The sequence below is a fragment of the Tsuneonella amylolytica genome (assembly GCF_003626915.1).
Lineage (GTDB): Bacteria > Pseudomonadota > Alphaproteobacteria > Sphingomonadales > Sphingomonadaceae > Tsuneonella > Tsuneonella amylolytica.
Genome location: NZ_CP032570.1, coordinates 1,075,674 through 1,101,509, shown reverse-complemented (window position 1 = coordinate 1,101,509; position 25,836 = coordinate 1,075,674). Strand labels below are relative to the sequence as shown.

Sequence of the window (25,836 nt, the reverse complement as noted above, 5' to 3'; positions counted from 1 at the left end):
ACCAAGACGCGAGCGTGTTACGGCTTAACGACATGATCGTGATGTCGATTCACCTAGCAATTTATGCTGGCTAAAACTTGAAAGCGTTGCATGAATTTAAAAGGAGGAATCATTCGTTTTTCAAGCTGATTGCTCAAAATTATGAACTTCAGCGTCGCTGCCGAATCGAGCTGTTACCGAGAATACTGGTAAATATCCGGCCATTCGAAGATATTGAAGCCGGAGTAACGGTCTGCAGGTTGCTCCGGGGCCGCAGTCAGTCTCTCCGAGTCCGGTTCGCGCGCCAAAAGTGGACCCATGGCAGCCAGAGCGCTCATGGCAACGATGCTTGCAGTAGCCGACGCGAAGATTTTGGGGTTTGCAAATCTCATGGTGGTACCCTTTTGTGCGTTGAATCCTTTTCCTCCGATATCCCTTCAAAACTATTACCTTTAGGCGTGCGCACCAAATCGAGACGGACGGGCGCGCTGTCGGATACCGCCCAATTATCGTTCTGATATGTTGTCGTCGCAATCCGCTGGAGATGCCTATGAACAGCCGCAAGCCCATCCGAAAAGCCGTGTTCCCCGTCGCCGGGCTCGGCACCCGCTTCCTCCCCGCGACCAAGGCGATCCCCAAGGAACTGCTGCCGATCGTCGACCGCCCGCTGATCCAGTACGCGGTGGACGAGGCGCGCGAGGCGGGGATCGAGCAGATGATCTTCGTCACCGGACGCGGCAAGACCGCGATCGTCGAGCATTTCGACATCGCCTACGAACTGGAAGCGACGATGGCCGAGCGAGCCAAGGACATGGCCGCGCTCGATTCCACCCGCTTCACCCCGGGCGAGATCATCACCGTGCGCCAGCAGGTGCCGCTGGGCCTCGGCCACGCGATCTGGTGCGCCCGCGCGATCGTGGGCGACGAACCCTTCGCCATCCTCCTGCCCGACGAGCTGATGGTTGCTGCAAAGGGCGGCGGAACCGGTTGCATGAAACAGATGGTGGAGGCCTACGAGGAAGTCGGCGGCAACCTCATCTCGGTGCTCGATGTCCCGCGCGAGGAGGTTTCGAGCTACGGCGTGATCGACCCGGGCGCGGAGGTGTCGGGTACCCTCACCGAAGTCGCCGGCCTGGTGGAAAAACCCGCCCCCGGCACCGAGCCGAGCACCAAGATCGTCTCGGGCCGCTACATCCTCCAGCCCGAGGTGATGCGCACGCTGGAGAACCAAGGCAAGGGTGACGGCGGCGAGATCCAGCTGACCGACGCGATGGCCCGGATGATCGGCACCCAGCCCTTCCACGCCGTCACCTTCGCCGGCCGCCGCTTCGACTGCGGCAGCAAGGTCGGCTTCGTGGAAGCGACCCTCGCGCTGGCTCTGGAGCGCGAGGACATGGGGGCGGAGGTGCGGAAGGTGGCGGAGCGGTTGCTTAGGGACTGATGTCGATTTATCCGAACTTGAATCAGAAGAAGTCGGAGTTCGATTTTCAAGATTGATTACGATTAACTCGCCTGCGTCCCGAGAATCTGAACACTCGTTCATCGGCGATGGTTAATCGTAATTACTGGCATTTTCTACCAACATTGAATGAGAAATATAATGAAGGTATTGATTACGGGTGCGCGGGGGCAATTGGGTATGGCGTTACTTGCTTCGGTACCCGACGGATTGACAGCGATTCCATGCGATCGGCAGAATCTCGACCTTGGTGATGGCCATGCAATCCGGCAATTCGTGCAAACCGAAAGCCCAGATCTGATTATCAATGCTGCCGCTTACACGGCGGTTGATCTAGCAGAAACTCACCCTGACGAAGCTTGTCGAATTAATTCCATAGCACCAGGCATCTTAGCAGAGGCTTCTAGAAGGGCGGGGGCGAGCATGGTGCACATTTCAACCGACTTCGTTTTTGACGGTCTTCGCTCCACCCCATACAAACCTGACGACGCTAGAAATCCACTGTCAGTTTATGGCGAAACAAAAGCGGGTGGCGAGGATGCCGTTGTTGATCACGCCGCAATCCTTCGAACATCATGGGTTTACTCCCTCGACGGCGCAAATTTCGTCAACACAATGTTACAGCTTATGTCTTCCCGTGATGAACTCAAAGTCGTCGCTGACCAGATCGGGGCACCCACATATAGTCCAAACCTCGCAGATGTAATTTGGCGCCTAGCCCTACGACGGGGGCGAGGCATCTGGCATTACAGTGATGCAGGGGCGGCAAGCTGGTATGACTTCGCGGTCGCGATTCAGGAGGAAGCGCTAACGGTTGGTCGACTCACGCGGGAAATACCCATATATCCAATAACAACCGATGAGTTTCCCACCGCAGCCAAGCGACCTCGCTATTCGCTCTTGGACTCAAACGAAACGCGCGCAACACTTGACGTGCCGGCAGTGCATTGGCGGAAAAATCTGCGGCGGATGATGCGAGATTCTCGGATGTAGGTCAGTCAGGCGCTCTCCCAAGCACAGATGTCGAAATTTGCGGTATTGAAATCAATTTTGCTCGTCTCTGTCTCGTTTATACGCGAGGCTTTCTCCGACACGCGTCGCGGTAAGCGCGATGATCGCAGCGCCTGTGTGCAGTAACCTGGCGGCGCTGGAGGACCAGTTCCGCGCAGCGTAGTTCTCGAGCAGTTCGCGAATGGCGTGAAGGGCCCGGTAGGTCTGGAGGCAGTCTAGCCTTTCGGGGTGCTGTGGTAAGTTTGCTAATATCTGCAACGCCGCTTCATCGGCGCGCGGTGGCCGAGGCCTCATCTCCATCGCGCTCAGATCCTGTGCCGATGGGGCGAGGTGGCCGCGAACCGCTCGGCTATCGCCTTGAGGTCGAGCGCGTGTTTGGCTTCGAACGCACGCTCGCCGATGCGGTGCTGCTCGGCGTGATGAGTGCGGCACAGGCTGACCGACCAGCGGTCGGACGGCTTGAGGGCGGTGCCGCCGTCCGTGCCCGACCGCACATGAGCGCACTCGATCTGGCGGTCGAGACAGCCGGGGACACAGCAGTGATGACCGCGCACCCATGCCCGGTGAGCCGGACAGTCCCGCCCGGACGCAGGCTTTGTACGATCCCGCGTGAGTCGTTCGGGAAGATGTCTGCTCAGTGGGGCGCTACGCATGCGCACCGTTCGCTTTCTTCGGCCGCGCTGTATTGATGGTGGCTGCCGCTATTGCCGCAGACCCATTCTCGGCGGTGTGCGCGCTCGATGGTGTACGCTGCTGCGCGGGCCTGGCAGGGGGCTGAGCCGGTCCCGTATCCCTAGCTTCGGGCTCGCCTGCTGCAGATGACGTCGCGGCGTCATGCTGTGACCCGGTCAGCGCTGCCTGACGCCCGGCGAACGCAGCGCCTATGTCCCGGTAAAGCGCCGGCTGCTCGCGCGAGAGCGCCGCGAGGTCGCCCCGCCGGGCTTGCTGCAACGAGCGGAGGTCGCCTGGAGACGCGCAGGCGGCGATCTCGCCGCGCAGCATCGCGCACCACGCCGGCCAGCCTTCTGCGGGTTCGGCCCGGAGCGAGGGCGTCAGCTTATGTGAGCGGGCATCGGCGTCTTCGCCGGCCAGCGCCGGCACGCAGAACGCCTGCAGCACCGCATACTTGTAAGCCGACTGCATCGCCTTGGCGGTGCCCTTGTCGCCTTCATCCAGCGCTTCGCCGTATGCCTCGATCGTGTGCGCCGAGCCATCCTCCGCACTAACGAGATCGAACGCAACCTTGAGCGCGACGTGCATGACCAGCGCGCCGCTCGCATCGATCCGCTCGGCCGCGCTGCGCTCCAGTACCCGCGGCAGGATGCAGAGCCGGTGACGGGCCAGAAGCGGAGCCAGCGCCCCCAGCACATCGTCGATGCTGCGGTAAAGGTAGTTGTCCCGCGCATTGAGCCGTGTCTTGGCGATGCCGTCCCCGGCCAGCTCGCCCGCGACCGCGCTGATTGCCTGGTAGACCCGGCCGATCACTGGCCGAGCTCACGGATCGACAGCGCGCCGGCCTTGCTGCGCTTGGCCTCGATGCCGTGGCCGAACGCGCGGGTCACGTCCGCCTCGACCAGCTCCTTCAATGCTGCGGTCGCCGCCTTGTGCGTGGCGGCCGCGGCCCGGTTGGCGATCCAGTCGGCAGCGGCTGCTGCCCATGCGTTGCTGCCTTCAAGGCTCACCTCGCGATGCCCCACCGGCCGCGGCGGGGGCGGGGGAGGGAGCGCGACCGGCGGCTCGCCGGTCAGCACGCAGTCCCAGAACCGCTGTTCGGCTTCAAGCAGCTCGTCCTGGTACAGCCAGTCGGCGGCGATCTCGAACACCTCCCACTTGGCGTTGCCGAAGATCACCGACAGCACCGCCCGTTCGCAGCCGATCACCGCCATATTGTGCTGAAGCTGCGGCATCCACCGGGCCAGCGCATCCTCGGCGCTGGTGAACGCGTTGGTGTGCTTGGCCTCCCATACCGCGGCCAGCGCATCGACGTAGCCATCGAGCGTGCAGGTGCGCCACGGCTGTTGCTCGCTCGTGATCGAAATGCCGACCCGGCTGACCGCAAGCCCGCTGTCGCGCTCGTACCACTGGCGGTTGAACGCCTCGCTCCACGATCCCAGCATGACCGCAAGGTTGCCGGTCAGGTCTTCCGGCTCGGCCTCGCCGCGCTTCTCCTGCCACAGCCGCAGGACCTTCTCGTCCGAACCCGACAGGATGATGTTGGCATCGCTTCCCCCGATCGAGTGGCGGCGGGCCTCACGCGCCTCCTCCGACAGGCCGATCGCCGACAGCGCCGGCCAGTAAGGCCCTATAGGCGAAGATGCGCTTGCGGTCATGACGCCTGGCGTCGTGACGCCGCATCGCTCACCCGGCAAGCGGCATTGATCGGCACCGCCCGGCTCCTGCGGGGTTCGGCCTGGCTCAGCTGGTCGCAACGGCTCCGACGGCGGTGCATCCTCCCGGCACGGGTTCGAAGCTGGCCGGGCCTGGCGCCGGGGCGTCTTCCTTGCGACTGCGGGTACGGGCGGTACGGCGTTCAACTGCATGGCAACGGCTCTCCTCGTCAGCGCGAGGCATCCGCCCCGACCCATGCCGGAGAATCACCTCACGCCTTCACGATCTGCTCGCTTCACGCAGAAGAGGAATGGTGTTTTACGAAATGATGAGACGCTCGGCTCAGGCAGAGCAATTCAAGGGAAACGTGGCAATTCCGCTCAAAATCGCCTATGCGTCGATCGGAAATCTAGGGAAGGTCCGATGGGTCGGGTTTTGGTTCTACGCTACAGGAACGAGCGCGGTAAACGCGTCAAAGTTCCAATTTCATCCCTTGAATTCGCCAGCAGGTTCGAGCAGGAACTCTTAGGAAGAGGTTGCACCGAGATTGAAGCGATCAATGTTCCTGATCGTCCGATCCTAAAGTTGGATTAATTTTGACGCTCAAAGAAACTCGAGCATTCGTGCCGCTTTCTACGAGACAAGAATTCATAAGGGTTGTATAACGTTGGTCGCGGTGGCCGATAACTCAATCGCGTCGGCTGCCGCATCAAGTTGCTTGCCTTGAATAAGTGGTCGCTCGAGGATCATGAGCCCTTGAGCAACTTTGGGCTGGCTGGTCTTGCTTCAGAGGAGCAAGCATAAGCTGCCGCTGACAAACAAGCGGTGTTGTAAGAAGCCGCCTGAATGATCCGAACCAGCATCTCCCACCCCTTGCGAATCGATTATGTGTCGCCTGCCACTACCGGCGGATTGCCCGCGGGGCGGATCGGCATGACCTTTTGCCCGGGCAAGCAGCAGGCGCATGCCGCAACCGGTACGTGGAAGCGAGACCTCGCTCTCGACGTCGCCGCCGTTCGCGAGAGCGGCGCAGCGGTAGTGGTGAGTTTGGTCGAACCGCACGAACTGGATGAGCTCGGCGTACCGGACCTCGGCGACGAAGTCCGCCGGCAGCACATGGACTGGCTTCACCTGCCCATTGCCGACGTTTCGGTTCCCACCGACGCGTTCGAGCAGGCTTGGCTGACCGCAGGCGAGGGCCTGCGGACTCGCCTGCGCAACGGCTTCGACGTGGTCGTCCATTGCAAAGGGGGCCTTGGCCGTGCCGGCATGATTGCGGCTCGCCTGCTAGTCGAACTGGGCACCCCGGCGGAGGAGGCCATTGCCATCGTGCGCGCGGCACGGCCCGGCGCTATCGAGACAACAGCGCAGGAACGCTATGTCCACAGCATCGCGCCAGCACCCGAACTGATCCCCTCAACAACGCCCGATGCGCTGCAGGACCGCGCACTCGGAGCCCTGCTTGGCCTTGCGGTCGGCGATGCGCTTGGAACCACGCTCGAGTTCAAAGCCCGCGATAGCTATGAGCCCCTCACCACTATCGTTGGCGGCGGACCTTTCCGGCTCAAGCCGGGGCAGTGGACCGATGATACCGCCATGGCTCTTGCTCTCGCCGACAGCCTCATTGCGCACCCCGAACTCGACCAGGACGATCTCATGCAGCGGTTCGACCGCTGGCAGCGCAGCGGTGCCTACTCGTGTACCGGGACCTGTTTCGACATCGGCATCACGGTATCCTCTGCCTTGGCGCGGTGGCGCCGCACGGGCGACGCTGCAGCCGGTTCGACCGATCCCAAGACCGCCGGCAATGGTGCGCTCATGCGCCTTGCTCCGGTTGCCCTGCGATGGGCGCACGATCCCGCCAGGCTTGTCGAGGTCGCTGCCCGGCAGACGGTCACCACCCATGCCGCTCCAGAAGCCATCAGTGCCTCGGTCGCCTTTGCGCAGCTTCTTGCCGCTGCCATCGCCGGTGAACCTCTTAGCACCATTATCGCGCCGCGTTCCGATGCCGCCTATCGCGGCACGATCGCTGCGATCATGGACGGCTCCTGGCACGGTAAGCGGCGCGACGAGATCCAGTCGTCGGGCTATGTCGCGCACTCGCTCGAGGCTGCGCTCTGGGCGACCGCCCGCACAACCTCGTTCCGGGACGCTGTCCTGCTCGCTGCTAATCTCGGAGGCGACGCCGACACCACCGCGGCCATCACCGGCCAGCTTGCCGGTGCGATCTACGGCGCCAGCGGTATTCCCCAAGACTGGCTTGCCATGATCGAGTGGCGAGAGAGGATTACCGAGCTTGGCCTTCGCCTTATCGGCGATCGACAGTCAGGCGAGACTAGCAATGTGTTAGAACGGTCTCACTCGTGAGGACGACCATTGTTGAGATAGCATCAGTTGATATTCGCGGGGCGGTGTTGCTCGGGTATCGCCCAACTCCCGCTTCAGACGGTCGTGCTCTCGTACCAAGCTTGCGAATGTTTTGTGATGCATCCCCTTTGGGCGCCCCTGAACTATCTTTTTGGCAAGCTCGTCCATCCGCTCCCATTTGCGGACCTTGGCACTCAAGCGTTCACTCCGGTAAGGTACTTTGCAACAGTCTCGGCAACGCCACGTATCGTAAGCGAGAAGCTTCCTCCTGGTTGATCCACACGCTGGGCAGTCAAACAATGAGAATGCTCTCAGGTCGGAGTAGTTACTCGCTTTTGAGACCTTGATGATCGCCTCGCCCTGATTCATCAAGCAACTGGGTTGATTTGTGACAGCCAACCGAAGGTGGGCACCATCCAAGCGTTCAATCCGGCAGCGCATATACCATCCGCTATCTGACCATAACCAATCGCATTGATCCCGCCCGCGTCGGAGTTCGTCATGAACCTCTCGCGCAGTGAGTGATGGTAAGGCTTCAAGGAAAGGCAGCGGGAAGCGGTCTGTCGGCAGAGTGTCGAAGATATCGTTCATCACCACCCCTTTTTTTTATAAGGGCCGAGTGGGCAAGCGCGAAAAATCCAAAACTACAGCAAAATTCCGATTTTGGTCGGATATTCGCTCTCGGACGCGTCTCGGATCGCCCTCGGGAGGTGCTGAACAAACAACGTTATAATCAGCTCCTCTCTGTGACTCTTACGGTTACCAAGCTGGGAAAGCGGTCGCGGCTTTGGTGCATCCTGCGCCAATCGCGAGCGTCAATTTCTAACTTCGCAGTGGGTCATGCCATACGAGCCTCATCTTGCTTCGATGGCTCCTGCTGCTTCGTCTGATTATGGGTCTCTAAAGCGAGGAAGCCGCTCGTCCCTTCTGTTCGCCGGACGGCGCTGGGGGAGCATCGAAACGATCACCAACAGGCAACCGCCGCAGCGATGGCGGACCGGACAGGTATCCACGTCGCCTGGGATGAAGCGGACCTCGAAAGGCTGTTGCTCGCCCGCGATCTTGCGCCGCTCGTCACCGCATTCTCGACCAGCCGCGAACGGCTGGTCGCGACTATCGCCGAATTCGTGGGCGGAGGCGCCCGCTAGTCCGACGGCTTGGCGGCGGCGTGTTCGCCGCGGGCGATCTCATGCAGCCAGTCGGCATGGCGCGGGGCCTTCTTGGTCCGGCTCCATTCCTCCAGCATCATCGGCGCGACGCGCTTCAGTTCGGCGTACTGTTCGTCGGTGCCGATGTCGGTCGCCAGTTCGACCCGGTGGCCGTTGGGATCGAAGAAGTAGATCGACTTGAAGATGCCGTGATGCGTGGGGCCTAGCACGTCGATGCCCTGCGCCTCGACATGCTCCTTGGCGGCGAGAAGCTCTTCCTCGCTGGCGACCTTGAAGGCGAGGTGCTGGACCCACGCGGGTGTGTTCTCGTCCCGCCCCATGTCGGTCTGGTGCGGCAGTTCGAAGAACGCCAGCACGTTGCCGTTACCCGCGTCGAGGAACACGTGCATGTACGGGTCGTAGTCGCCGGTCGAGGGCACATGATCCTCGGCGAAGGCGGTGGTGTAGTCCATGCCGAGCACGCGGCCGTACCATTCGACGGTCTCCTTGGCATCCTTGCAGCGATATGCGGCATGGTGGACGCCGCCCAAGGAAATGGGGTGCTTGATGGGGTGGTCGGTCATTCCGCCGGTTCCTCGACCTTGAGCACGCCGCGGTTGACCTGGTCGCGCTCCATGCTTTCGAACAGGGCCTTGAAGTTGCCTTCGCCGAAGCCCTCGTCGCCCTTGCGCTGGATGAACTCGAAGAACACGGGGCCGACCTGCGCCTGCGCGAAGATCTGGAGGAGCAGGCGCGGCTGGCCGCCCTCAGTCGTCCCGTCGAGCAGGATCCCGCGGGTGCGCAGCCGCTCGGCTTCCTCGCCATGACCGGGCAGGCGCTCTTCCAGCATCTCGTAGTAGGTGTCCGGCGGCGCGGTCATGAAGGGAACGCCCAGCTTCTGCAGGCGGTCCCAAGCGGCGACGAGATCGTCGCAGATAAGCGCGATGTGCTGGATACCCTCGCCGTTGAATTCGCGCAGAAATTCCTCGATCTGGCCGCCGCCGCCCTTGCCCTCTTCATTGAGGGGAATGCGGATTTTCCCATCGGGCGCGGTGAGCGCCTTGGAGGTGAGGCCGGTATATTCGCCCTTGATGTCGAAGTAGCGGATTTCGCGGAAGTTGAAGAGCGTCTCGTAGTAGTCCGCCCAGTACTTCATCCGGCCGCCGTAGACGTTGTGCGTCAGGTGGTCGATGCGCTCGAACCCGGCCCCGACCGGGTGCTTGTCGACGCCCGGAAGGTACTCGAAATCGATATCGTAGATCGTCAGGCCTTCGTCGCCTTCACCGGCATAGCGGTCGACGAGATAGAGGATCGCCCCGCCGATGCCGCGGATCGCGGGGATGTGCAGTTCCATCGGGCCGGTCTGCACCGCGACGGGTTCGGCGCCCTTTTCCAGCAGGTGGGCGTAGGCCTGCCGCGCATCCTTCACGCGGAACGCCATGCCGCAGGCCGACGGACCATGTTCGCGGGCGAAGTACCACGCGGCGCTCCTGGGTTCGTAGTTCGCGATCAGGTTGATGCCGCCCTGCCGCCAGAGGTGCACGTCCTTCGAGCGGTGCTGCGCGACGCGGGTGAAGCCCATCGCCTCGAACACCGGTTCGAGCATGCCCTTCTCGGGCGCGCAGAACTCGACGAATTCGAAGCCGTCGAGGCCGGCGGGGTTTTCGAACAGGTCGGCCATGGGCGTGTCTCCGGAAAGCGCATTGGTTTCGTTTGAAACTAAATAGCAAACGGCGGGTCTTTTGTCAAAGCCCGCCGCGTGCCGTCCGGTCGAGAAGCGCCGGCTTATGCCTCGCCGTCGATCCGCTCGATGATCAGCGCCGGGGCCATGCCGCCCGCCGCGCACATGGTGATGAGGCCGTAGCGGCCGCCCGAGCGTTCGAGTTCGTCGAGCGCGGTGCCGACGAGGATCGAACCGGTCGCACCGATCGGATGACCCAGCGCCATCGCACCGCCGTTGATATTCACCTTTTCACGGTCGAGATCGAGGTCGCGGATGAACTTCTCGGCGACCACCGAGAACGCCTCGTTGATCTCCCACACGTCGATGTCGTCCTTGGTCAGGCCAGCCTTTTCCAGCACTTTCTTCGCCGCCGGGACCGGGGCGTTGAGCATCAGCGTGGGGTCGTCGCCCTGGTTGGCGTAGGCGACGATGCGCGCGCGGGGCTTGAGTCCGTTCTCCTTGGCATATTCGGGGCTGGTGATGAGGAGCGCCGCGGCGCCGTCGACCACGCCCGAACTGTTGCCCGCGTGGTGGAAGTGCTGAATCTCGAGGTCGGGATAGCGGCGGTTGATCTGCTTGCGGAAGGTCGTCCCGCCGATGTCGAAGTCCGCGATCTTGGCGAAGCTCGGGTTCAAGGAGGCGAGGCCCTCGGCAGTCGTCTCGGGCCGCGGAAACTCTTCCCTGTCGAGTGCGATCGTGCCGTCGGGGTTCTTTACCGGCACCACGCTCTTGTCGAAGCGGCCTTCCTTGATCGCGCGGTCGGCGCGCTGCTGACTGACGAGTGCGAGGTCGTCCAACGCCTTGCGGTCGATGCCCTCGATCGTGGCGATGGCGTCGCCGCACACGCCCTGGTGGCTTTGCGGGTGGAGTTCGTCGAGCGCCTCGTGGCCCGAACCCATCAGGCGCGGCGGCAGGCCGGCATTGGCCTGTTCGGCAGCGTGCGCGGCGGTGTAGCTCATCATCTCGGTGCCGCCCGCGATGACGCAGTCTTCCATTCCCGACATGACGCTCGCGGCGGCGAAGTTCACACTGCTGATGCCGCCGCCGCAGAAGCGGTCGAGCGTGGTGCCGCTGGCCTTCACGTCGTAACCTGCGGAAAGCGCCGCCATGCGCCCCAGGTCGCCGCCTTGCTTGCCGTTCTGGCTGCTGGTCGACCACACGATGTCGTCCACCGTCGCGGTGTCGAGGTCGTTGCGCTCCTTGATCGCGGAGAGGACCGTGGCGGCCAGATGCTGCGGGTGGAGGTGGCTCAGCGCGCCCTTGCCCGCCTTGCCGATGCCGCGGGGGGTGCGCACCGCGTCGATGATGTAGGCCTCGCCCATGTCTTGTATCCTCTCGTTTGGAATCGGGTTGACGGAAACGTAAGCCGTGCCGACAAGCGGCACAAGACAAGTTGCAAAGCGAAATGGGAGAGACCGCGATGAGCGAGGAATTGCTGACCGAAGTCCGTGACGGCGTGCTGATCGTCATGATCAACCGGCCCGAGGCGAAGAACGCGATGAACGCCGCCGCGGCGCAGGGCATCGCCGACGCGATGGACCGGCTCGACAGCGACGACGACCTGCGTGTCGCGATCCTCACCGGAGCGGGCGGCACGTTCTGCTCGGGCATGGACTTGAAAGGCTTCCTGCGCGGCGAGCGGCCTTCGGTCGAAGGGCGCGGGTTCGGTGGAATCACCGAGCGCGGGCCGGTGAAGCCGCTGATCGCCGCGGTCGAAGGCTATGCGCTGGCGGGTGGGTTCGAGCTGATGATTTCATGCGATCTCGTGGTCGCCAACGCGAACGCGAAGTTCGGTATTCCCGAGGCGAAGCGCGGGCTCGCCGCGGCGGCGGGCGGGCTGGTCAAGCTTCCCCAGATGATCCCGCCCAAGATCGCCATGGAGCTGGCGCTGACCGGCGACTTCATCGACGCGCAGCGGGCCTACGACCTCGGCCTCGTCAACCGGGTGACCGACGGCAGCGCGCTCGACGCGGCGCTGGAGCTGGCGGCCAAGGTCACCGCCAACGGGCCGGTCGCGGTGCGGGTATCGAAGCAGGTAATCAACGAGAGCCCCGACTGGTCGTATGCGGACCGCTGGCAGAAGCAGGGCGAGCTGATGCCACAGGTGTTCATGAGCGAGGACGCGCGCGAGGGCAGCCTCGCCTTCGCCGAGAAGCGTAGCCCCAACTGGAAGGGCAAGTAATGCCCGGACCCCTCGAAGGCATCCGGATCGTCGAATTCGCGGGCATCGGCCCGGGGCCGTTCTGCGGGATGATGCTCGCCGACCACGGTGCCGAGGTCATCCGCATCGACCGTGCAAGCGGTTCGCGCGGCGGATCGCAGCCGGTTACAGCCAAGGACGTGCTCGCCCGCGGGCGCAAATCGATCGCCATCGACCTGAAAAGTCCAGAAGGCGTCGCCTTGGCCCGCAAGCTCGCCGCGAGCGCGGACGGGATCATCGAGGGCTTCCGCCCCGGCGTGATGGAGCGGCTGGGATTGGGCCCCGACGAGCTGCTCGCCGACAATCCGAAGCTCGTCTATGGCCGCATGACCGGCTGGGGCCAGACCGGGCCCTACGCGCCTTACGCCGGGCACGACATCAACTACATCGCGCTCGCCGGCGCGCTCGCGCACTTCGGGCGCGCGGGCGGCAAGCCGACCCCGCCGATCAACATGGTCGGCGATTTCGGCGGCGGCGGGATGATGCTCGCCTTCGGAATGACCGCCGCGCTGCTCAACGTCGCGCGCGGCGGGCCAGAAAGCACGGGAGGGGGCCAGGTGATCGACTGCGCGATGACCGACGGCACTGCGGTCCTGATGGCGATGATGCACGGCATGAAAGACATGGGGGTGTGGTCGGAGGATCTCGGCGTCAACATGCTCGACACCGGTGCGCACTTCTACGACACCTACGAGACCGCCGACGGCAAGTTCGTCAGTATCGGTAGCATCGAGCCGCAGTTCTACGCCGAATTGCGTGCGAGAGCCGGGCTGGCGGACGACAAGGACTTCGACGCCCAGCACGACCGCGGCCGGTGGGGCGCATTGAAGGACAAGCTCACCGCGCTGTTCAGGACCAGAACCCGCGCCGAGTGGGATGCGCTGATGGAGCACACCGACGTGTGTTATGCCCCGGTGCTCACCATGAGCGAGGCGGTGGAGCATCCCCACAACAGGACACGCGGCACGTTCGTCGAGGTCGGCGGATCGATGCAGCCGGCGCCCGCACCGCGCTACTCGGGCACCGCGACCGCCAAGCCGCAACCTGCGCCGATGCCGGGCGACCAGACGGGCGAGGTGCTTGCTTCGCTCGGCCTGTCGGACGGCGAGATCGCGGCGCTGAAGGAGGCCGGTACGGTCGCCTGAGTCCATCACGCCGGGGGGCGCTCGCCGGTCAGTCCGCCTTGCGCGAGCCCTTGCGGTGCGGCTTCTTCGGCCACGGCTTCTTGCCGCCCTGCGCGACCGGACGAACGCGCGGCCCGTTATTCGGTCCCGGCCGCGGCGCATCGTTGCCCTTGCGGTTCTGGCGCGCGGCCTGCCGGGGGCCGTCGGGCGCGTGTTCGATCGTCACGTCGTTCCCATCCTCGGCGCTGGCCGTGCGCCGGACGGAACCGTCGAACCGCTCCGCGATGGCCCGCGGGATCTGGAAATGCGTTTCGTTCGGCCCGATGCGGATCGCGCCGATCTCGTTGCGGGTGATGTGACCCCGGCGGCAGAGCAGCGGCAGGATCCAGCGCGGATCGGCGTTCTGGCGGCGGCCGATGTCCATGCGGAACCAGACGACATCCTCGAAACCGGGGCGGTGGCGTTCCTGGCGGTCCGCCCTCTGCCGTTCCGGGTTGTTCGCGATCAGCTCCTCCGGCTGCGGCATGGCCTGGCGATGCGCGCGGACGAGAGCGGCGGCGACGTCCTCCGGACTGCGCTGTTCGAGCACCTGCGCAGCGAGCGCGCGGTCCTCGTCGTCGAACTCGGCCGGTTCGAGCAGCGCCTCGAGCAGGCGCGTGCGGTCGTTCGCGCGAATGTCCTCGGCCGTGGGTGCGGCGATCCAGTCGGCCTCGATCCGTGCGCCGCGCAGCATCGATTCGACACGGCGGCGGCGGGGGTAGGGGACCAGCAGGACGGCGGTGCCCTTCTTGCCCGCGCGGCCCGTTCGGCCCGAGCGGTGCTGGAGCGTCTCGGCATCGCGCGGAATCTCGACATGGATGACGAGGCTGAGCGAGGGCAGGTCGATCCCGCGCGCGGCGACGTCGGTCGCCACGCAGACACGCGCACGCCGGTCGCGCAGCGCCTGCAGCGCCTGGTTGCGCTCGGACTGCGAATGCTCGCCCGACAGCGCGACGACCGCGAAACCGCGGTCCTGCAGGGTGGTGTGCAGCCGCCGCACGTTCTCGCGTGTCGCGCAGAACAATAGCGCGCTCGGCGCCTCGTGGAAGCGCAGGAGATTGACCACCGCCGCCTCGATATCGGCGGGCGCGACGGTGACGGCCTGGTAGGCGATGTCGCCGTGCCCGCGCTCGTCGCCGATGGTGGAGATGCGCAGCGCATCGCGCTGGTAGCTCTGGGCGAGACGGGCGATCTGGGGCGGCATCGTGGCCGAGAACAGCAGCGTGCGCCGCTGCTCGGGCGTCGCGTCCAGCAGTTCCTCGAGGTCCTCGCGGAAGCCCATGTCGAGCATCTCGTCCGCCTCGTCGAGCACGACGGTGCGGATGTGCGCGAGGTCGAGCGCCCCGCGCTCGAGGTGGTCGCGCAGCCGGCCGGGGGTGCCGACGACGATCTGCGGGCCGTCGCGCAGCGCGCGGCGTTCCTTCGAAGGGTCCATGCCCCCGACGCAGCTGGCGATACGCGCCCCCGCCTTGCCGTAGAGCCACACGAGTTCGCGGCTGACCTGCAGCGCCAGTTCCCTTGTCGGCGCGACGACCAGCGCCTGCGGCCCTTCGGCGAACCCGACCATGCCGTTCGCCCCGATGAGGTCGGGCGCCATGGCGAGGCCGAAAGCGACGGTCTTGCCCGAGCCGGTCTGCGCCGACACGACGAGGTCGCGCCCTTCCGCTTCGGCCTGGAGGACGGCTGCCTGAACGGCAGTGGGCTCGCTGTAACCGCGTGCGGTCAGCGCTTCGCCGAGAACCGGCGGCAATTGGGGAAAGGGCATGGGGGTCACATAGGGACGAGGCGGCCCTTGCGACACCCGTCGCCGCAATTATTTCGCAAGTGCAGCATTCTGGGCACTGTCCGGCCCTGCCGACATTGCCGCCTCAGGCGATGAAGGTGCCCACTTCGCTCACGAAATCTTCGAACCGGTCGTGATGCACCCAGTGGCCAGCGCGTTCGTATTCGCTGACCTTCACGTTGTCGCCGAACAGCGCCAGCCGCCCGTCCTCTTCCGGATTGCTGGCCCACGAATCCTTGCCGTAGATCATCAGCGTGGGGCAGGTAATCGCGGCCCATAGGGCGTGCTGGCCTTTGGTCGGCACGTCGTCGGGCGGCCAGGCGTGGAGGTGGGGGTCGAACTTCCAGCTGAAGGTGCCGTCCTCGTTGCGCATGACGGCATGCAGCGTCAGGTGGCGGGCCTGCTCGGCCGAAAGGTAGCTGTTGGCCTCGCGCATCCGGTCGAGGCAATCCTCGAATGTATCGTACTTGCGTACCTGCCGCGCGCTCGCCTCGCGCTTCTTGTCGATCCAGCTGGTCCAGAGGTCGCCGTAGGGCTTCGCGCGGCGCTGCTCGATCATTTTCGGGCTGGGGCCGAGGCCTTCGATCGCCACCAGCTTGCGGACCTGGTCGGGGTAGAGCCCGGTGAAGCGGGTGGCGATGTTGCCGCCCAGCGAATGCGCGACGATCGTCACCGGCGCGAGACCCAATTGGTGGACCAGCTGGGCGAGGTCGTAGACGTAGCCCATCGTCGTGTAGACGCCGTTGTTGTTCCACTCGCTGTCGCCGTGGCCGCGCAGGTCCGGGCAGATGACGTGCCAGTCGTCGCGGAAGCGTTCGGCGGTCCAGTCCCAGTTGCGGCAGTGGTCGCGCCCGCCGTGGAGCAGGATCAGCGGCGGGGCGTCCGGGTTGCCCCAGTCGGCGTAATGCAGCCGCGTGCGCTGGCTGATGTAGCTCTGGCTGGTGGGTCCGATCAGTTCCATGCCTGCCCTTTACGTAAGCGGTAATTTCGGTTGCGGATCGCTACCCGCCTGATACGCTTCCCTCAATAGCAGAATCGACATCGAGAGGACCTCCCCCATGCCCGTCATCGACGTACCCGATCCCGCATTCATGGAAGACGAGGAAATCGCGATCTTCCGCGATGCGGTGGGCAAGTTCTACGAACAGCACGCGCCGGCCAAGCGGGTCGAGAAATGGCGCGAGGATGGGCAGGTCGAGGCGGAGTTCTGGCGCGAGGCCGGCGCGGCGGGCTTGCTCGGCATGACCGTGCCGGAGGAATACGGTGGCCACGGCGGCGACTTCCGCCACGATCTCGTGGTGCTCGAGCAGCAGGCCGAAAAGGGCGTCGACGGGTTCGCGGCGTCGCTGCACAACGTCATCATCCTGCCCTACATCGTCCGCCACGGGACGGAGGAGCAGAAGAAGAAGTGGCTGCCCAAGCTGGTCTCGGGCGAGCTGATCAGCGCCATCGCGATGACCGAGCCGGGCGTCGGCAGCGACCTTCAGAACATCACCACCACCGCGGTGAAGGACGGCAACGGCTACCGCCTCAACGGGGCGAAGACCTTCATTTCCAGCGGGCAGCTTGCGAACCTCATCGTGGTCGTCGCCAAGACCGACCCCAAGGAAGGGCACAAGGGCATCAGCCTGATGGTGCTCGAGACCGAAGGGGCCGAGGGCTTCCGCCGCGGCAAGAAGCTCGACAAGATCGGGCAGGACGCGGCCGATACGTCGGAACTGTTCTTCGACGACGTGTACCTCCCCAGCGACAGCGTGCTCGGCGGGGTCGAGGGGCGCGGGTTCTACCAGCTGATGGGCGAACTGCCGCAGGAACGCCTGGTGATCGCGATCGGCGCGATGACCACGATCGAGAAGGCGCTCGACACCACGGTCGAGTACGTCAAGCAGCGCAAGGCATTCGGCAAGACCATCTGGGATTTCCAGAACACCCAGTTCGTGCTCGCCGACCTCAAGGCCAGGGCGACCGCCGCCAAGGTCTTCGTCAACGACTGCATCGAGAAAGTGCTGAAGGGCGAGCTCGACGTCACCACCGCCTCGATCGCCAAGTACTGGCTGACGGAGCTGCAGGGCGAGGTCGTCGACAAGTGTCTCCAGTTCCACGGCGGCTGGGGCTACATCAACGAATACGCGATCGCGAAGATGTTCCGCGACAGCCGCATCACGCGCATCTTCGGCGGATCGAACGAGATCATGAAGATGCTGATCGCGCGCTCGATGTGAGCAAGGCCGTCACCCCAGCGCAAACTGGGGTCGCGTGCCGCCAGGTTCCGCATCTCGGAGAGCGATCCCAGCTTTCGCTGAGATGACGGGAGGGCCTATCGCGGTCCCCCGTCCACCTGCACGAGCGCTCCGGTGGTGTAGCTCGACGCGGGGCTCGCCAGCATCAGTGCGGCGGTGACGATCTCCTCGGGGCGGCCCGGCCTGCCGAGCGCGACCGGCTGGGTTTCGCGTGCCTCTTCCGACCACGCCTGCGCGATGTCGGTCAGGAAGGGGCCGGGGACGAGCGCATTGACCCGGACCTTCGGCGCGTATTCGGCCGCAAGGCTGACGGTCATCGCGTTCACCGCCGCCTTCGCCCCGGCATAGGGCACGACCATCGGGATCGCGCGGATCGAAGCGGTGCTGCTGACGTTCACGATGCAGCCGCCGTCACCCTGCGCCATGCGGTGCGCGACCTGGCTCGCGAGGCGGAAGGGACCTTTGAAATTGAGGTTGAGCACGCTGTCGAACAGCGCTTCGCTGACCTCATGGCTCGGCATCTGCGGACCCATGCCGGCGTTGTTGATGAGAATGTCGATCCGCCCGAATTCGGCATAAGCCGCTTCCACCAGTGCATCGATCTCGTCCCAGCGTCCGCAGTGTGCGGCATGGGCCATCGCGCGGCGCCCCATCGCGCGCACTTCCTCCGCCACCGCCTTGCACGCGTCGAGCTTGCGGCTGGCGATCGCCACGTCCGCCCCGCGCTGCGCCAGCGCCAGCACCATCTCTCGCCCCAGCCCGCGGCTGCCGCCGGTGACCAGCGCGACCTTGCCGGTGAAATCGAATAGCGGGTCCATCATCGTTGCATCCTCCCGCCCCCACGCTACGCTCACGGCACGAGCGCGCAAGTATCGGCGTTTTTGGGGGAGAGCGGCATGACCACGTTTCGCGACGGACTGTTCGACGGCAAGGTGGCGTTCGTCGCCGGCGGAACCAGCGGCATCAACCTCGGCATCGCCAGGCGCTTCGCAGCGCTCGGCGCCAAGGTCGCGGTCTGCGGCCGCGATCCGGAGAAAGCCGCGCGCGCCGCGGGAGAGATCGGCACCGATGCGCTGGGCATGAGTGCCGACGTACGCGATTACGGCGCGATCCGCGGTGCGCTGGAACAAGCGCGCAGCGATTTCGGTCCGCTCGATTTCGTGGTCGCCGGCGCGGCGGGCAACTTCCTGGCACCCGCGCTGGGCATGAGCGCGAACGCCTTCAAGACCGTCGTCGACATCGACCTGCTCGGCACGTTCAACACGTTCCGCGCCTGCCACGACCTCCTCAACACGCCCGCCAGCCTGATCGCGATCACCGCGGGGCAGGCCGAACAGGCGATGGCGCTGCAGATTCACGCCTGCGCCGCGAAAGCCGGCGTCAACCAGGTCATCCGCACCCTCGCGATCGAATGGGGGCCGGACGTTCGCGTCAACGGCATCTCTCCGGGCCCGATCGACGGGACGGAAGGCATGGCGCGCCTTGCCCCCAATCCCGAGATGCGGGCGGCACACGAGCATCGCATTCCAGCCAAGCGCTGGGGCGAGATCGACGAGATCGCGGACGCCGCGACCTTCCTCTGCTCATCGGCCGCCAGCTACATCACCGGCACGATCCTCGACGTCGACGGGGGCAGCAGCGTGGGTGATGCGGGCCGGATGGACATTGCCAAGGGCCTCGCCTGAGCGGTCAGATTTCGGGCAGCGTCTGCTCGGCGAAGCCCCATCCGGCCAAAGCCTTCGACTTCGCGCGCGTCGCCAACTTCTTCGCATCCGAGATCGAGAACGGGTGCGCGTCGGCGAAGTCCTTGAGTTCGCCCCACGCGATCGAGATCGCCACCGGCGCGCCTTCGCGGGCACGGGCCGAATAAGGAAGCACCGCAGTGCTGCCGCGCTGATTGCGCAGCCAGTCGATGAAGATCTTCCCCTTGCGCTTGGCCTTGCTCATCGTCGCGATGAAGCGGTCGGGTTCGGCGAGCGACAGCGCCTCGGCGAACCGTTTGGCGAAGTCCTTGTGCGCGTCCCACGAATGGCCGGGCGTGAGCGGAACGACGACGTGGACGCCCTTGCCGCCCGACAGCATCGCGTAACTGGCGAGGCCGATATCGGCGAGCCGGTCGCGAATGTTCTCGGCCGCCGACTTCACGTCGCCGAAGTCGAGGCCTTCGTCGGGGTCGAGGTCGAAGATCATCCGGTCGGGCTGCTCCACATCGCCGCTGCGGCTGCCCCAGCCGTGGAACTCGATCGTGCCCATCTGGACGCAGGCGACGAGCCCGGCGGCATCCTCGACGTAGAGGTAATCCTCCGCCCCGCCGTCCTTCTCGGTGATCGGAACGTGGTGGACGTGCGGGCCGAACGATCCGCTGTCGTGCTTCTGGAAAAAGCATTTCTTTCCGCGACCTTGCGGACAGCGAACGAGGCTGATCGGGCGCTGCGCAGCCCACGGCAGCATCAGCGGCGCGACGGCTTCGTAGTAGTCGGCGAGTTCGCCCTTCGTCTGCCCGCTTTCGGGAAAGATCACGCGGTCGCGGCTGGTGATTGCGACGCCTGAGTCTTCTTCGGGCGCGGGTTCGGGCTTTTCCGGAGCGACCGCCGCCGCCTCCTTGTCTCCGCGCAGGCCGAGGAAGCTGCCGTGGCGTACGTTGCCGTCGGCGGTGAACTCGGCAAAGGCGATCTCGGCAACGAGGTGGGGTTTCAGCCAGGTGACCCCGCGCGACGAGGCTTTGTCGACTTCGACCGGCGGGGTCTTGCGCTCGAGTTTCACAAACTTTGCGGCAAGGTCGGCCATCGTTTCCTGCGAAAAGCCCGTGCCGACATTTCCCTTGTATGTCAGCGTCTTGCCCTCGTTCTGCGCGAGGAGCAGCGAGGCGAAGGGGCGGCCCTTCGCGCTCGATTTCTTCCAGCCGACGATCACGAATTCCTGCCGCCGGGTGCATTTCACCTTGACCCAGCTCTTCGTGCGGCTGCCGCGGTAGGGGGCGTCGATCGCCTTGGAGATAATCCCTTCCTGGCCCGCATCGCACATCGCGCGGTAGAGCTTCTCGCCCGCGCCCAGCACGTGATCGGCGACATGGATCGGCGGCTGCGCGGCGGCGAGGAGAGCCTCAAGCCGCTCTTTTCGCTCGATATTGGGTAGCTTTCGCAAATCCTCGCCGTTCGCTTCGAGGAGGTCGAACGCATGAAAGCTGAGCTTGTCCTTCGCGGTCTGGCTGCCGTGACCGCGCTTCAATACCGCCTGTAGCGAAGAGAAATCGGGATTGCCGTCCTTGCCGTAGGCGACGATCTCTCCGTCGATCAGGCAGGGGGGCAGGTCGAGTGCGGCGACCGCTTCGGCCAGGGGTGCGAACTTGTCGGTCCAGTCCTTGCCGTTCCGGGTCCAGACCTGCACCTGTTCCCCTGCCGCGGCGATGAGGGCGCGGTATCCGTCGAACTTGATCTCGTGCATCCAGCGGTTGCCCGCGGGCACGCTGTCCACGAGCGTCGCGAGCTGGGGCTTGCCGAATTTCGGCGGCTTCGCGGGTGCCGAATTCTTCGCTTTCGGCGCCTTGCGCGCCTTTTTCGCGTTGTGCGCCGCAGCCTTGCTCATCTCGGCTGCGAACGCCTTGCCCTTCTTGCCCGCCAGCGAGTGCTCGCCGCCCGCATCGGCCTCGATCTCCGCCATCGTCCGGCCGGTCAGCACGCTGGTGAGCGCGTGTTCGACCAGCGGGTCGCCCTCCTCCGCAAACGCGTCGGCAACCTTGCGCAGCAGCCAGTTCTCGCGCTTCTCGTTGCCGCGCGGTTTCAGGCGGATGAGGATCCATTCACCCTTCATCCGTGTCCCGTCGAGCGTAAAGTGGAGATGGCCCTTGTCGATGTCCTTCCAGCTCTTGCCCTCGACCGGGGCCCAGGTGCCGGTGTCCCACAGCATCACGGTGCCGCCGCCGTATTCGCCCTTGGGGATCGAGCCTTCGAATTCTGCGTAGCTCAGCGGGTGATCCTCGGTCCGCACGGCGAGGCGCTTGATCTCGGGGTCGGGGCTGGGCCCCTTGGTCACCGCCCAGCTCTTCAGCACCCCGTCGGCCTCGATCCGGAAATCCCAGTGGAGCCGGGTCGCGTCGTGCTTCTGCACGATGAAGCGGTTGCCGGTGTCGCTGGTCGCGCGCTTGCCCGAAGGCTCCGCCGTCTTCGCGAAGTCCCGTTTCTTGTTGTATTCGGCCAAGGGGTCGCGCTTGCTCATGCCGTGGTATCCTTGTCGGGAAAGAACCGCCTTTCGGCCAGGCGCAGCAACGTCAGCATGATGACCGAGATGACGGAGCCGATCGCGACGAGCGGCCATTGCCCGGCGCCGCAGGCTATCCCGATCACCGCCGCAAGCCACAGGTGCGCCGCCGTGGTGAGGTTCTTGACGCTCCCTTTGCTGAACACGATCAGCCCCGCCCCGATTATGCCGATGAACGAACCGGTCGCCTCGAACACCCGTAACGGGTCCATCCGGGCGTTTTCGGTGTCACCGCCCATCTCGTGATAGAGGGCGATGATGGACACCGTCATCGCCGCGGCGGAGAAGCAGATGAGGCCGTGCGTCCGCATACCGGCGGCCACCCCCCGCACCTCGCGGTCGAGGCCGAGCGCCAGGCCTAGCACGGCCGCGATGCCGAGCCGGGCGGCGAGGTCGAGGTCGATGAAATGGACGAGAACCGGCGGATTGAGTTCCATCAGGCGCGCTTCTTCGCCGGAGAGGCCTTCTTGGCCGAGGTTTGCTTCGCAGCCGTTTTCTTTGCGGGCGCTTTCTTGGCCGGTTCCTTTCCGCCGACCGACTTCTTGAGCGCGGCCATCAGGTCGATCACGTTGGACTTGCCGCCGGCCGTTCCTGGTTCCTCGACGTCCTCCAGCACTTTCTTGCCCTTCGCCTTGGCCTTCTTCTCGACGAGCTTCTTCAGCGCATCGACGTAGCGATCGCGGAATTCGCCGGCGTCGAACGGTGCGCTTTTCTGGTCGATCAGGGATCCCGCCAGTTCGAGCATCTCTTTCGCCGGTTTGCCCGTCGGGATGTCCTTGAAATAGCTCTGCGCTTGGCGAACCTCGTCCTCGTAACGCAGCGTTTCCATGACGAGGCCCTTGCCGCACGGTTTGACGCTGACGAGCTGTTCGCGACCCCGCACCGACATCTGGCCGAGCGCCACCTTCTTCTTCGCCCGCAACGCCTCGCGCAGCACGACGAAGGCTTCCTCGGCCAGCTCGTCCTGCGGGACGACGTAGTAGGGCTTCTCGAAGTAGAACACGTCGATCTCGTTCGCGTCGACGAACTGGACGAGCTCGAGGGTGCGCTTGCTCTCGATCTTGACCGCCTCGATCTCGTCGTCGTCGAGGAGGACGTAGTTGCCCTTCGAGATTTCGTAGCCCTTCACGATCTCGTCGTGATCGACCGGGCCGATGCCCTGCACGACCTTTTCGTAATTGATCGGCTTGCCGCTCGGTTCGTGGATCTGGCGGAAGCTGATCGCCGCCCCGCTCTTGGTGGCGGCGTAGACCTCGACCGGGATAGAGACGAGAGCGAGGCGGATCTGCCCGGTCCAGTATGCGCGTGCGGCCATCGAAATTTCCCCTTCGTTCGCAGGAGTCGACTCAGCACGGGGCAAATCGTTTCCAATCGGCGGCGCGCGTCCTATCTGGCGGGCATGATCGCGCAGACCATCCAGCTCGCGCTCGCCCCGGTGTTCGTGCTGGTGGCGATCGGCAACATCATGAACCTGCTGTCGGCAAGGCTGGGGCGGGTGGTCGACCGCAGCCGCGCGCTGCAGGGGGTGCACGCCGAGACCGAGGGCATGGCGCACGATCAGGTGGTGCGCGAAATCCGCCTTGTGAACCGGCGCATCCAGCTGATCGGCCAGGCGCTGCGCCTGCTGGTGACGAGCGGCCTGTCGATCGGGGTCACCGTGGCGGTGCTGTTTCTGGAAGAGCTGGGCAAGGTCGACCTGCAGCAGGTCGCCGCCGGCACGTTCCTCCTCGCCATCGGGCTGATGATGTGGGCGCTGGTGCTGTTCCTGCGCGAAACGCAGGCGGCATCGGCCGCGCTGCGCATCCCGGAAGAATACCTCGAGACCGAACGGCGGCTCTAGGCCGCGCCGCGATTACTTCTTGGGGGGAGCGAGCAGCCGGTCGCCCTGGCTGCGGATCGCGCCCGCGATCATCGGCTCGACGAAGGACAGCGCGGGCGGCAGGTCGACGTTGAGCACGAGCTGCCCGGGTTCGAGGTCGACGTGGGCGACGAGGTTCTGCCCCATCGCGCCGATCGCCATGTCCATCCGGTCCTCGCTGGGCCAGGTCGTGCGCACCGCCGCGCCGCCGGGGATGTGGTCGCCGACGCTTTCGGTGTTCGACTTCAGACGGCGGCGGACCTCGTCCTGGTCGAGCTGGTGGGGAATGGCGACGCGCATCAGGCGATGTCCTTGCGATTGGTGTCGAGGGCGGCGTCGCCGCCGTACTTGTAGTCGAGGTAGCGGGTCTTGATCGCCAGATCGTCGAGGTTGCCCTCGGCCAGCTCGCGGGTCACGCGGCCCAACTCGTCGCTGATCTTGCCGAGCCCTTCGGTGAGCTGGGCATCGGGGGTCGCGCCCGCGCGCTCCTCGGCGCGCAAAGTGTGGGGAATGCGGCGATAGCTGTCGACCATCTCGGGCAGGGTCTCGCCGACCAAGCTGCGGACCTCGCGCGCCGCGGGATGGTTGGGATCGAGCCCGTCGAGCTGGAGGCCCAGCGCGTCGAGCTGCACGCCGATCCTGCCCACCATGTCGGCGGCGGGGGCGGGCAGGGCGGGGCGCTGCGCCTCCAGCCAGAGCTCGGTCTTGCCGACGAGTGCCTTCGCATCGTTGCTGCGGGCAAGATCGGTGCGGCTGGGCACCTTCATCCGCGGGTACTTGCCGAGCACGGCGACGCCCACGATCGTCGCGACGATCAGCGCCATCACGCCCATGAAGCCGATGCCGTTCAGGATGGTCCCGACGATCCCGGCCGCGACCCACAGCGCGAAGATCGCGACGACGATGCGCACGATCTTCTTCGTGAGGTGCTGCTGGCGCAGCCGCTTCGAGCCGGCGCCGATGGGGCGCCCGGTCGTGCGGCGATGACGGCCGCCGGCGCGATTGTCGTCGCGCACGACCCGCGCGTGCTCGATGATCCGGTCGCTTGCGGAAGTCAGGTCGCGCCCGCTCATTCGGCCGCCAGCAGTTTCGATTCGGACACCTGGCTCGCCGCGCGGGCCTGCCCTTCGGCGCGGGCGATGTAGCCCTTGGACTTCTCGACTTCGCCCGACAGCGTCTCGACCGTCTGCTTCATGCTGTCGAGGGCGCGCAGCTTGAAGGCGTCGACCTCGTCCATCGTGTCGTAGATGTTCTGGAACGCGCGCTGCAGCGTCTCCATCGGAATGGTGCTCGATGCCGCCTGCTCGTGGATCTTGCCGGTCTGGTCGCGCAGCATCGTGCTGGTGCTGTCGATGATATTGGCCGTGGTGGTGTTCAATGCGGTGATCTGGTTCAGCACCAGCCGTTGGTTGGTCATCGCTTCGGCCACCGTCACCGCGGTCCGCAGCGCGCCCACGGTGGTGGTGCTGGCGCGGTCGACGCCCTTCACTAGCTCGACGTTGTTCTTCTTCACGAGGTCGAGGCTGAGGTAGCCCTGCACCGAAACCGCCATCTGCGTCAGCAGGTCCTGCGTGCGCTGGCGGACGTAGAACAGCGCGGTCTCGCGGATGGCCTTCGCCTTGGCGGGATCGGTCGCGTCGAGTTCCGCCGCCTTGTCCTCCAGCTTGGCGTCGAGCGTGCGGGAGATGTGGATCATCTGTTCCAGGTTGCCCATAGCCTCCCACAGCTTCTGGCGTTCCACGTCGATCGCGGCGTTGTCCATCAGCAGCTCGTCCTTGCCGCTGGAAAGGTTGCCGAGGATCGACTGGATGTGCGTCTGCGCGCTCTGATAGCTGCGGAAGTAGTTGGTCAGCTTGTTGCCGAACGGGATGATGCCGAGGATCTTGCGCGTGCCCGATTTCGCCCCGCGGCGGCCCGGGTCGAGGTCTTCGACCACGCGGCGCAATTCCGCGAGGTTGGCGCCCACGCCCTCGTCCTTGTCCATCGCGCGCACCGGGCGGTCTAGGAAGCGGTTGGACATGCCGGCCGCGGCCATGATTTCCTTGCGGCCCATGTTGGTAATCTGGTCGACCTTGCGACCGAACTCGGGCGAGTTCGCATCCTCCGCCACCAGATCGGCGACGAAGGCGTCGGCCTTCTCTTCCAGCTTCGATTTCTTTTCCTCGCTGACCGGCACGAGGCCCGACGCGCGCTCGGCGGCGACCGCCGGCACGGGGTCGGGCGGGGTGAGTTCGAGATCGACGGCAGTGGCGGTTTTGGTCTCGGCCATGGGATCCTCTGGCATGGTGTATTATCAAATTAGGACAGCGGCGGCGGTGCG

General features: G+C 65.1%; 24 protein-coding genes. 9 read left to right on the top strand and 15 right to left on the bottom strand.

Translation table 11 applies throughout. The features are described 5' to 3' along the window. Positions 1 to 529: 529 nt before the first annotated feature. Together D4766_RS05410 and rfbD are read left to right on the top strand one after the other, a co-directional pair. Positions 530 to 1,420 carry a UTP--glucose-1-phosphate uridylyltransferase gene (locus tag D4766_RS05410; protein ID WP_120716523.1) on the top strand — a complete coding sequence of 297 codons (891 nt, stop codon included), beginning with the start codon at positions 530 to 532 and terminating at the stop codon, positions 1,418 to 1,420. A gap of 159 nt (positions 1,421 to 1,579) precedes the next feature. After that, positions 1,580 to 2,431, top strand: coding sequence for a dTDP-4-dehydrorhamnose reductase (rfbD, locus tag D4766_RS05405; RefSeq protein WP_120716522.1), 852 nt, complete (start codon positions 1,580 to 1,582; stop codon positions 2,429 to 2,431). A 323-nt stretch (positions 2,432 to 2,754) separates the two neighbouring features. Here rfbD and D4766_RS05400 read toward each other — a convergent pair whose 3' ends face one another. From D4766_RS05400 to D4766_RS05390, 3 genes are read right to left on the bottom strand one after another with little or no spacing between them, the layout of a single operon-like run. After that, complete coding sequence (locus D4766_RS05400; protein WP_120716521.1) at positions 2,755 to 3,102, bottom strand: DUF968 domain-containing protein; 348 nt, start codon at positions 3,100 to 3,102, stop codon at positions 2,755 to 2,757. Beyond that, a complete protein-coding gene (locus D4766_RS05395) occupies positions 3,095 to 3,934 on the bottom strand; it encodes an ERF family protein (RefSeq protein WP_120716520.1) in 840 nt (279 codons plus the stop codon). Before D4766_RS05395 ends, D4766_RS05400 begins: the two co-directional genes overlap by 8 nt. Beyond that, positions 3,931 to 4,779, bottom strand: a complete 849-nt coding sequence (locus D4766_RS05390) for a YqaJ viral recombinase family protein (RefSeq protein ID WP_162935656.1) — start codon at positions 4,777 to 4,779, stop codon at positions 3,931 to 3,933. The genes D4766_RS05395 and D4766_RS05390 overlap by 4 nt, the downstream gene beginning before the upstream one ends. A 910-nt stretch (positions 4,780 to 5,689) precedes the next feature. Between D4766_RS05390 and D4766_RS05385 the strand changes: the two genes are divergently transcribed. After that, positions 5,690 to 7,144, top strand: coding sequence for an ADP-ribosylglycohydrolase family protein (locus tag D4766_RS05385; RefSeq protein ID WP_234024904.1), 1,455 nt, complete (start codon positions 5,690 to 5,692; stop codon positions 7,142 to 7,144). A 989-nt stretch (positions 7,145 to 8,133) separates the two neighbouring features. Next, positions 8,134 to 8,292 (top strand): hypothetical protein, encoded by a 159-nt coding sequence (locus D4766_RS13735; protein WP_162935655.1) that lies wholly within the window; start codon positions 8,134 to 8,136, stop codon positions 8,290 to 8,292. Here the strand turns inward: D4766_RS13735 and D4766_RS05380 are convergent. The 3 genes from D4766_RS05380 to D4766_RS05370 form a co-directional block, all read right to left on the bottom strand. Then, positions 8,289 to 8,876 (bottom strand): VOC family protein, encoded by a 588-nt coding sequence (locus tag D4766_RS05380; protein WP_194955795.1) that lies wholly within the window; start codon positions 8,874 to 8,876, stop codon positions 8,289 to 8,291. The genes D4766_RS13735 and D4766_RS05380 overlap by 4 nt on opposite strands. After that, positions 8,873 to 9,973 (bottom strand): 4-hydroxyphenylpyruvate dioxygenase, encoded by a 1,101-nt coding sequence (hppD, locus tag D4766_RS05375; RefSeq protein WP_120716517.1) that lies wholly within the window; start codon positions 9,971 to 9,973, stop codon positions 8,873 to 8,875. Before hppD ends, D4766_RS05380 begins: the two co-directional genes overlap by 4 nt. 104 nt (positions 9,974 to 10,077) lie before the next feature. Beyond that, the gene (locus D4766_RS05370) at positions 10,078 to 11,337 is read right to left on the bottom strand and encodes an acetyl-CoA C-acetyltransferase (RefSeq protein WP_120716516.1); all 1,260 of its coding nucleotides are present in this window, start codon (positions 11,335 to 11,337) and stop codon (positions 10,078 to 10,080) included. Positions 11,338 to 11,435: 98 nt separating this feature from the next. Here D4766_RS05370 and D4766_RS05365 point away from each other — a divergent pair, with 98 nt between their 5' ends. Together D4766_RS05365 and D4766_RS05360 are read left to right on the top strand one after the other, a co-directional pair. Continuing rightward, positions 11,436 to 12,197, top strand: a complete 762-nt coding sequence (locus D4766_RS05365; protein WP_194955807.1) for a crotonase/enoyl-CoA hydratase family protein — start codon at positions 11,436 to 11,438, stop codon at positions 12,195 to 12,197. Continuing rightward, a complete protein-coding gene (locus D4766_RS05360; protein WP_120716514.1) occupies positions 12,197 to 13,360 on the top strand; it encodes a CaiB/BaiF CoA transferase family protein in 1,164 nt (387 codons plus the stop codon). The genes D4766_RS05365 and D4766_RS05360 overlap by 1 nt, the downstream gene beginning before the upstream one ends. 28 nt (positions 13,361 to 13,388) lie before the next feature. Here the strand turns inward: D4766_RS05360 and D4766_RS05355 are convergent, their stop codons facing one another. Both D4766_RS05355 and D4766_RS05350 read right to left on the bottom strand, forming a co-directional pair. Beyond that, positions 13,389 to 15,143 carry a DEAD/DEAH box helicase gene (locus D4766_RS05355; RefSeq protein ID WP_120718077.1) on the bottom strand — a complete coding sequence of 585 codons (1,755 nt, stop codon included), beginning with the start codon at positions 15,141 to 15,143 and terminating at the stop codon, positions 13,389 to 13,391. A 103-nt stretch (positions 15,144 to 15,246) separates the two neighbouring features. Continuing rightward, a complete protein-coding gene (locus D4766_RS05350; protein WP_120716513.1) occupies positions 15,247 to 16,122 on the bottom strand; it encodes an alpha/beta fold hydrolase in 876 nt (291 codons plus the stop codon). 97 nt (positions 16,123 to 16,219) lie between these two features. Here D4766_RS05350 and D4766_RS05345 point away from each other — a divergent pair, with 97 nt between their 5' ends. Continuing rightward, positions 16,220 to 17,383 carry an acyl-CoA dehydrogenase family protein gene (locus tag D4766_RS05345; protein WP_120716512.1) on the top strand — a complete coding sequence of 388 codons (1,164 nt, stop codon included), beginning with the start codon at positions 16,220 to 16,222 and terminating at the stop codon, positions 17,381 to 17,383. A 95-nt stretch (positions 17,384 to 17,478) separates the two neighbouring features. Here the strand turns inward: D4766_RS05345 and D4766_RS05340 are convergent, their stop codons facing one another. Further along, positions 17,479 to 18,222 (bottom strand): SDR family NAD(P)-dependent oxidoreductase, encoded by a 744-nt coding sequence (locus D4766_RS05340; RefSeq protein WP_120716511.1) that lies wholly within the window; start codon positions 18,220 to 18,222, stop codon positions 17,479 to 17,481. 75 nt (positions 18,223 to 18,297) lie between these two features. Between D4766_RS05340 and D4766_RS05335 the strand changes: the two genes are divergently transcribed. Further along, positions 18,298 to 19,086: an SDR family oxidoreductase gene (locus tag D4766_RS05335; protein ID WP_120716510.1), complete on the top strand. Its 789-nt coding sequence runs from the start codon at positions 18,298 to 18,300 to the stop codon at positions 19,084 to 19,086. Between the two features lie 4 nt (positions 19,087 to 19,090). On the opposite strand, the gene ligD is transcribed toward D4766_RS05335, so the two are convergent. The 3 genes from ligD to ku are packed head-to-tail and all read right to left on the bottom strand — an operon-like array spanning position 19,091 to position 22,973. Then, positions 19,091 to 21,616: a DNA ligase D gene (gene ligD, locus D4766_RS05330; RefSeq protein ID WP_120716509.1), complete on the bottom strand. Its 2,526-nt coding sequence runs from the start codon at positions 21,614 to 21,616 to the stop codon at positions 19,091 to 19,093. Continuing rightward, the gene (locus tag D4766_RS05325) at positions 21,613 to 22,095 is read right to left on the bottom strand and encodes an MgtC/SapB family protein (RefSeq protein ID WP_120716508.1); all 483 of its coding nucleotides are present in this window, start codon (positions 22,093 to 22,095) and stop codon (positions 21,613 to 21,615) included. The genes ligD and D4766_RS05325 overlap by 4 nt, the downstream gene beginning before the upstream one ends. Next, positions 22,095 to 22,973, bottom strand: a complete 879-nt coding sequence (gene ku / locus D4766_RS05320; RefSeq protein ID WP_120716507.1) for a non-homologous end joining protein Ku — start codon at positions 22,971 to 22,973, stop codon at positions 22,095 to 22,097. The genes D4766_RS05325 and ku overlap by 1 nt, the downstream gene beginning before the upstream one ends. 84 nt (positions 22,974 to 23,057) lie before the next feature. Between ku and D4766_RS05315 the strand changes: the two genes are divergently transcribed. Continuing rightward, the gene (locus D4766_RS05315) at positions 23,058 to 23,498 is read left to right on the top strand and encodes a DUF2721 domain-containing protein (protein ID WP_120716506.1); all 441 of its coding nucleotides are present in this window, start codon (positions 23,058 to 23,060) and stop codon (positions 23,496 to 23,498) included. A gap of 12 nt (positions 23,499 to 23,510) precedes the next feature. On the opposite strand, the gene D4766_RS05310 is transcribed toward D4766_RS05315, so the two are convergent. From D4766_RS05310 to D4766_RS05300, 3 genes are read right to left on the bottom strand one after another with little or no spacing between them, the layout of a single operon-like run. Next, positions 23,511 to 23,816 (bottom strand): polyhydroxyalkanoic acid system family protein, encoded by a 306-nt coding sequence (locus D4766_RS05310; protein WP_120716505.1) that lies wholly within the window; start codon positions 23,814 to 23,816, stop codon positions 23,511 to 23,513. Continuing rightward, the gene (locus tag D4766_RS05305) at positions 23,816 to 24,589 is read right to left on the bottom strand and encodes a hypothetical protein (RefSeq protein ID WP_120716504.1); all 774 of its coding nucleotides are present in this window, start codon (positions 24,587 to 24,589) and stop codon (positions 23,816 to 23,818) included. Before D4766_RS05305 ends, D4766_RS05310 begins: the two co-directional genes overlap by 1 nt. Next, entirely contained in the window at positions 24,586 to 25,785 is a 1,200-nt protein-coding gene (locus D4766_RS05300; RefSeq protein ID WP_120716503.1) for a toxic anion resistance protein, read from the bottom strand. The genes D4766_RS05305 and D4766_RS05300 overlap by 4 nt, the downstream gene beginning before the upstream one ends. Between the last annotated feature and the right edge of the window lie 51 nt (positions 25,786 to 25,836).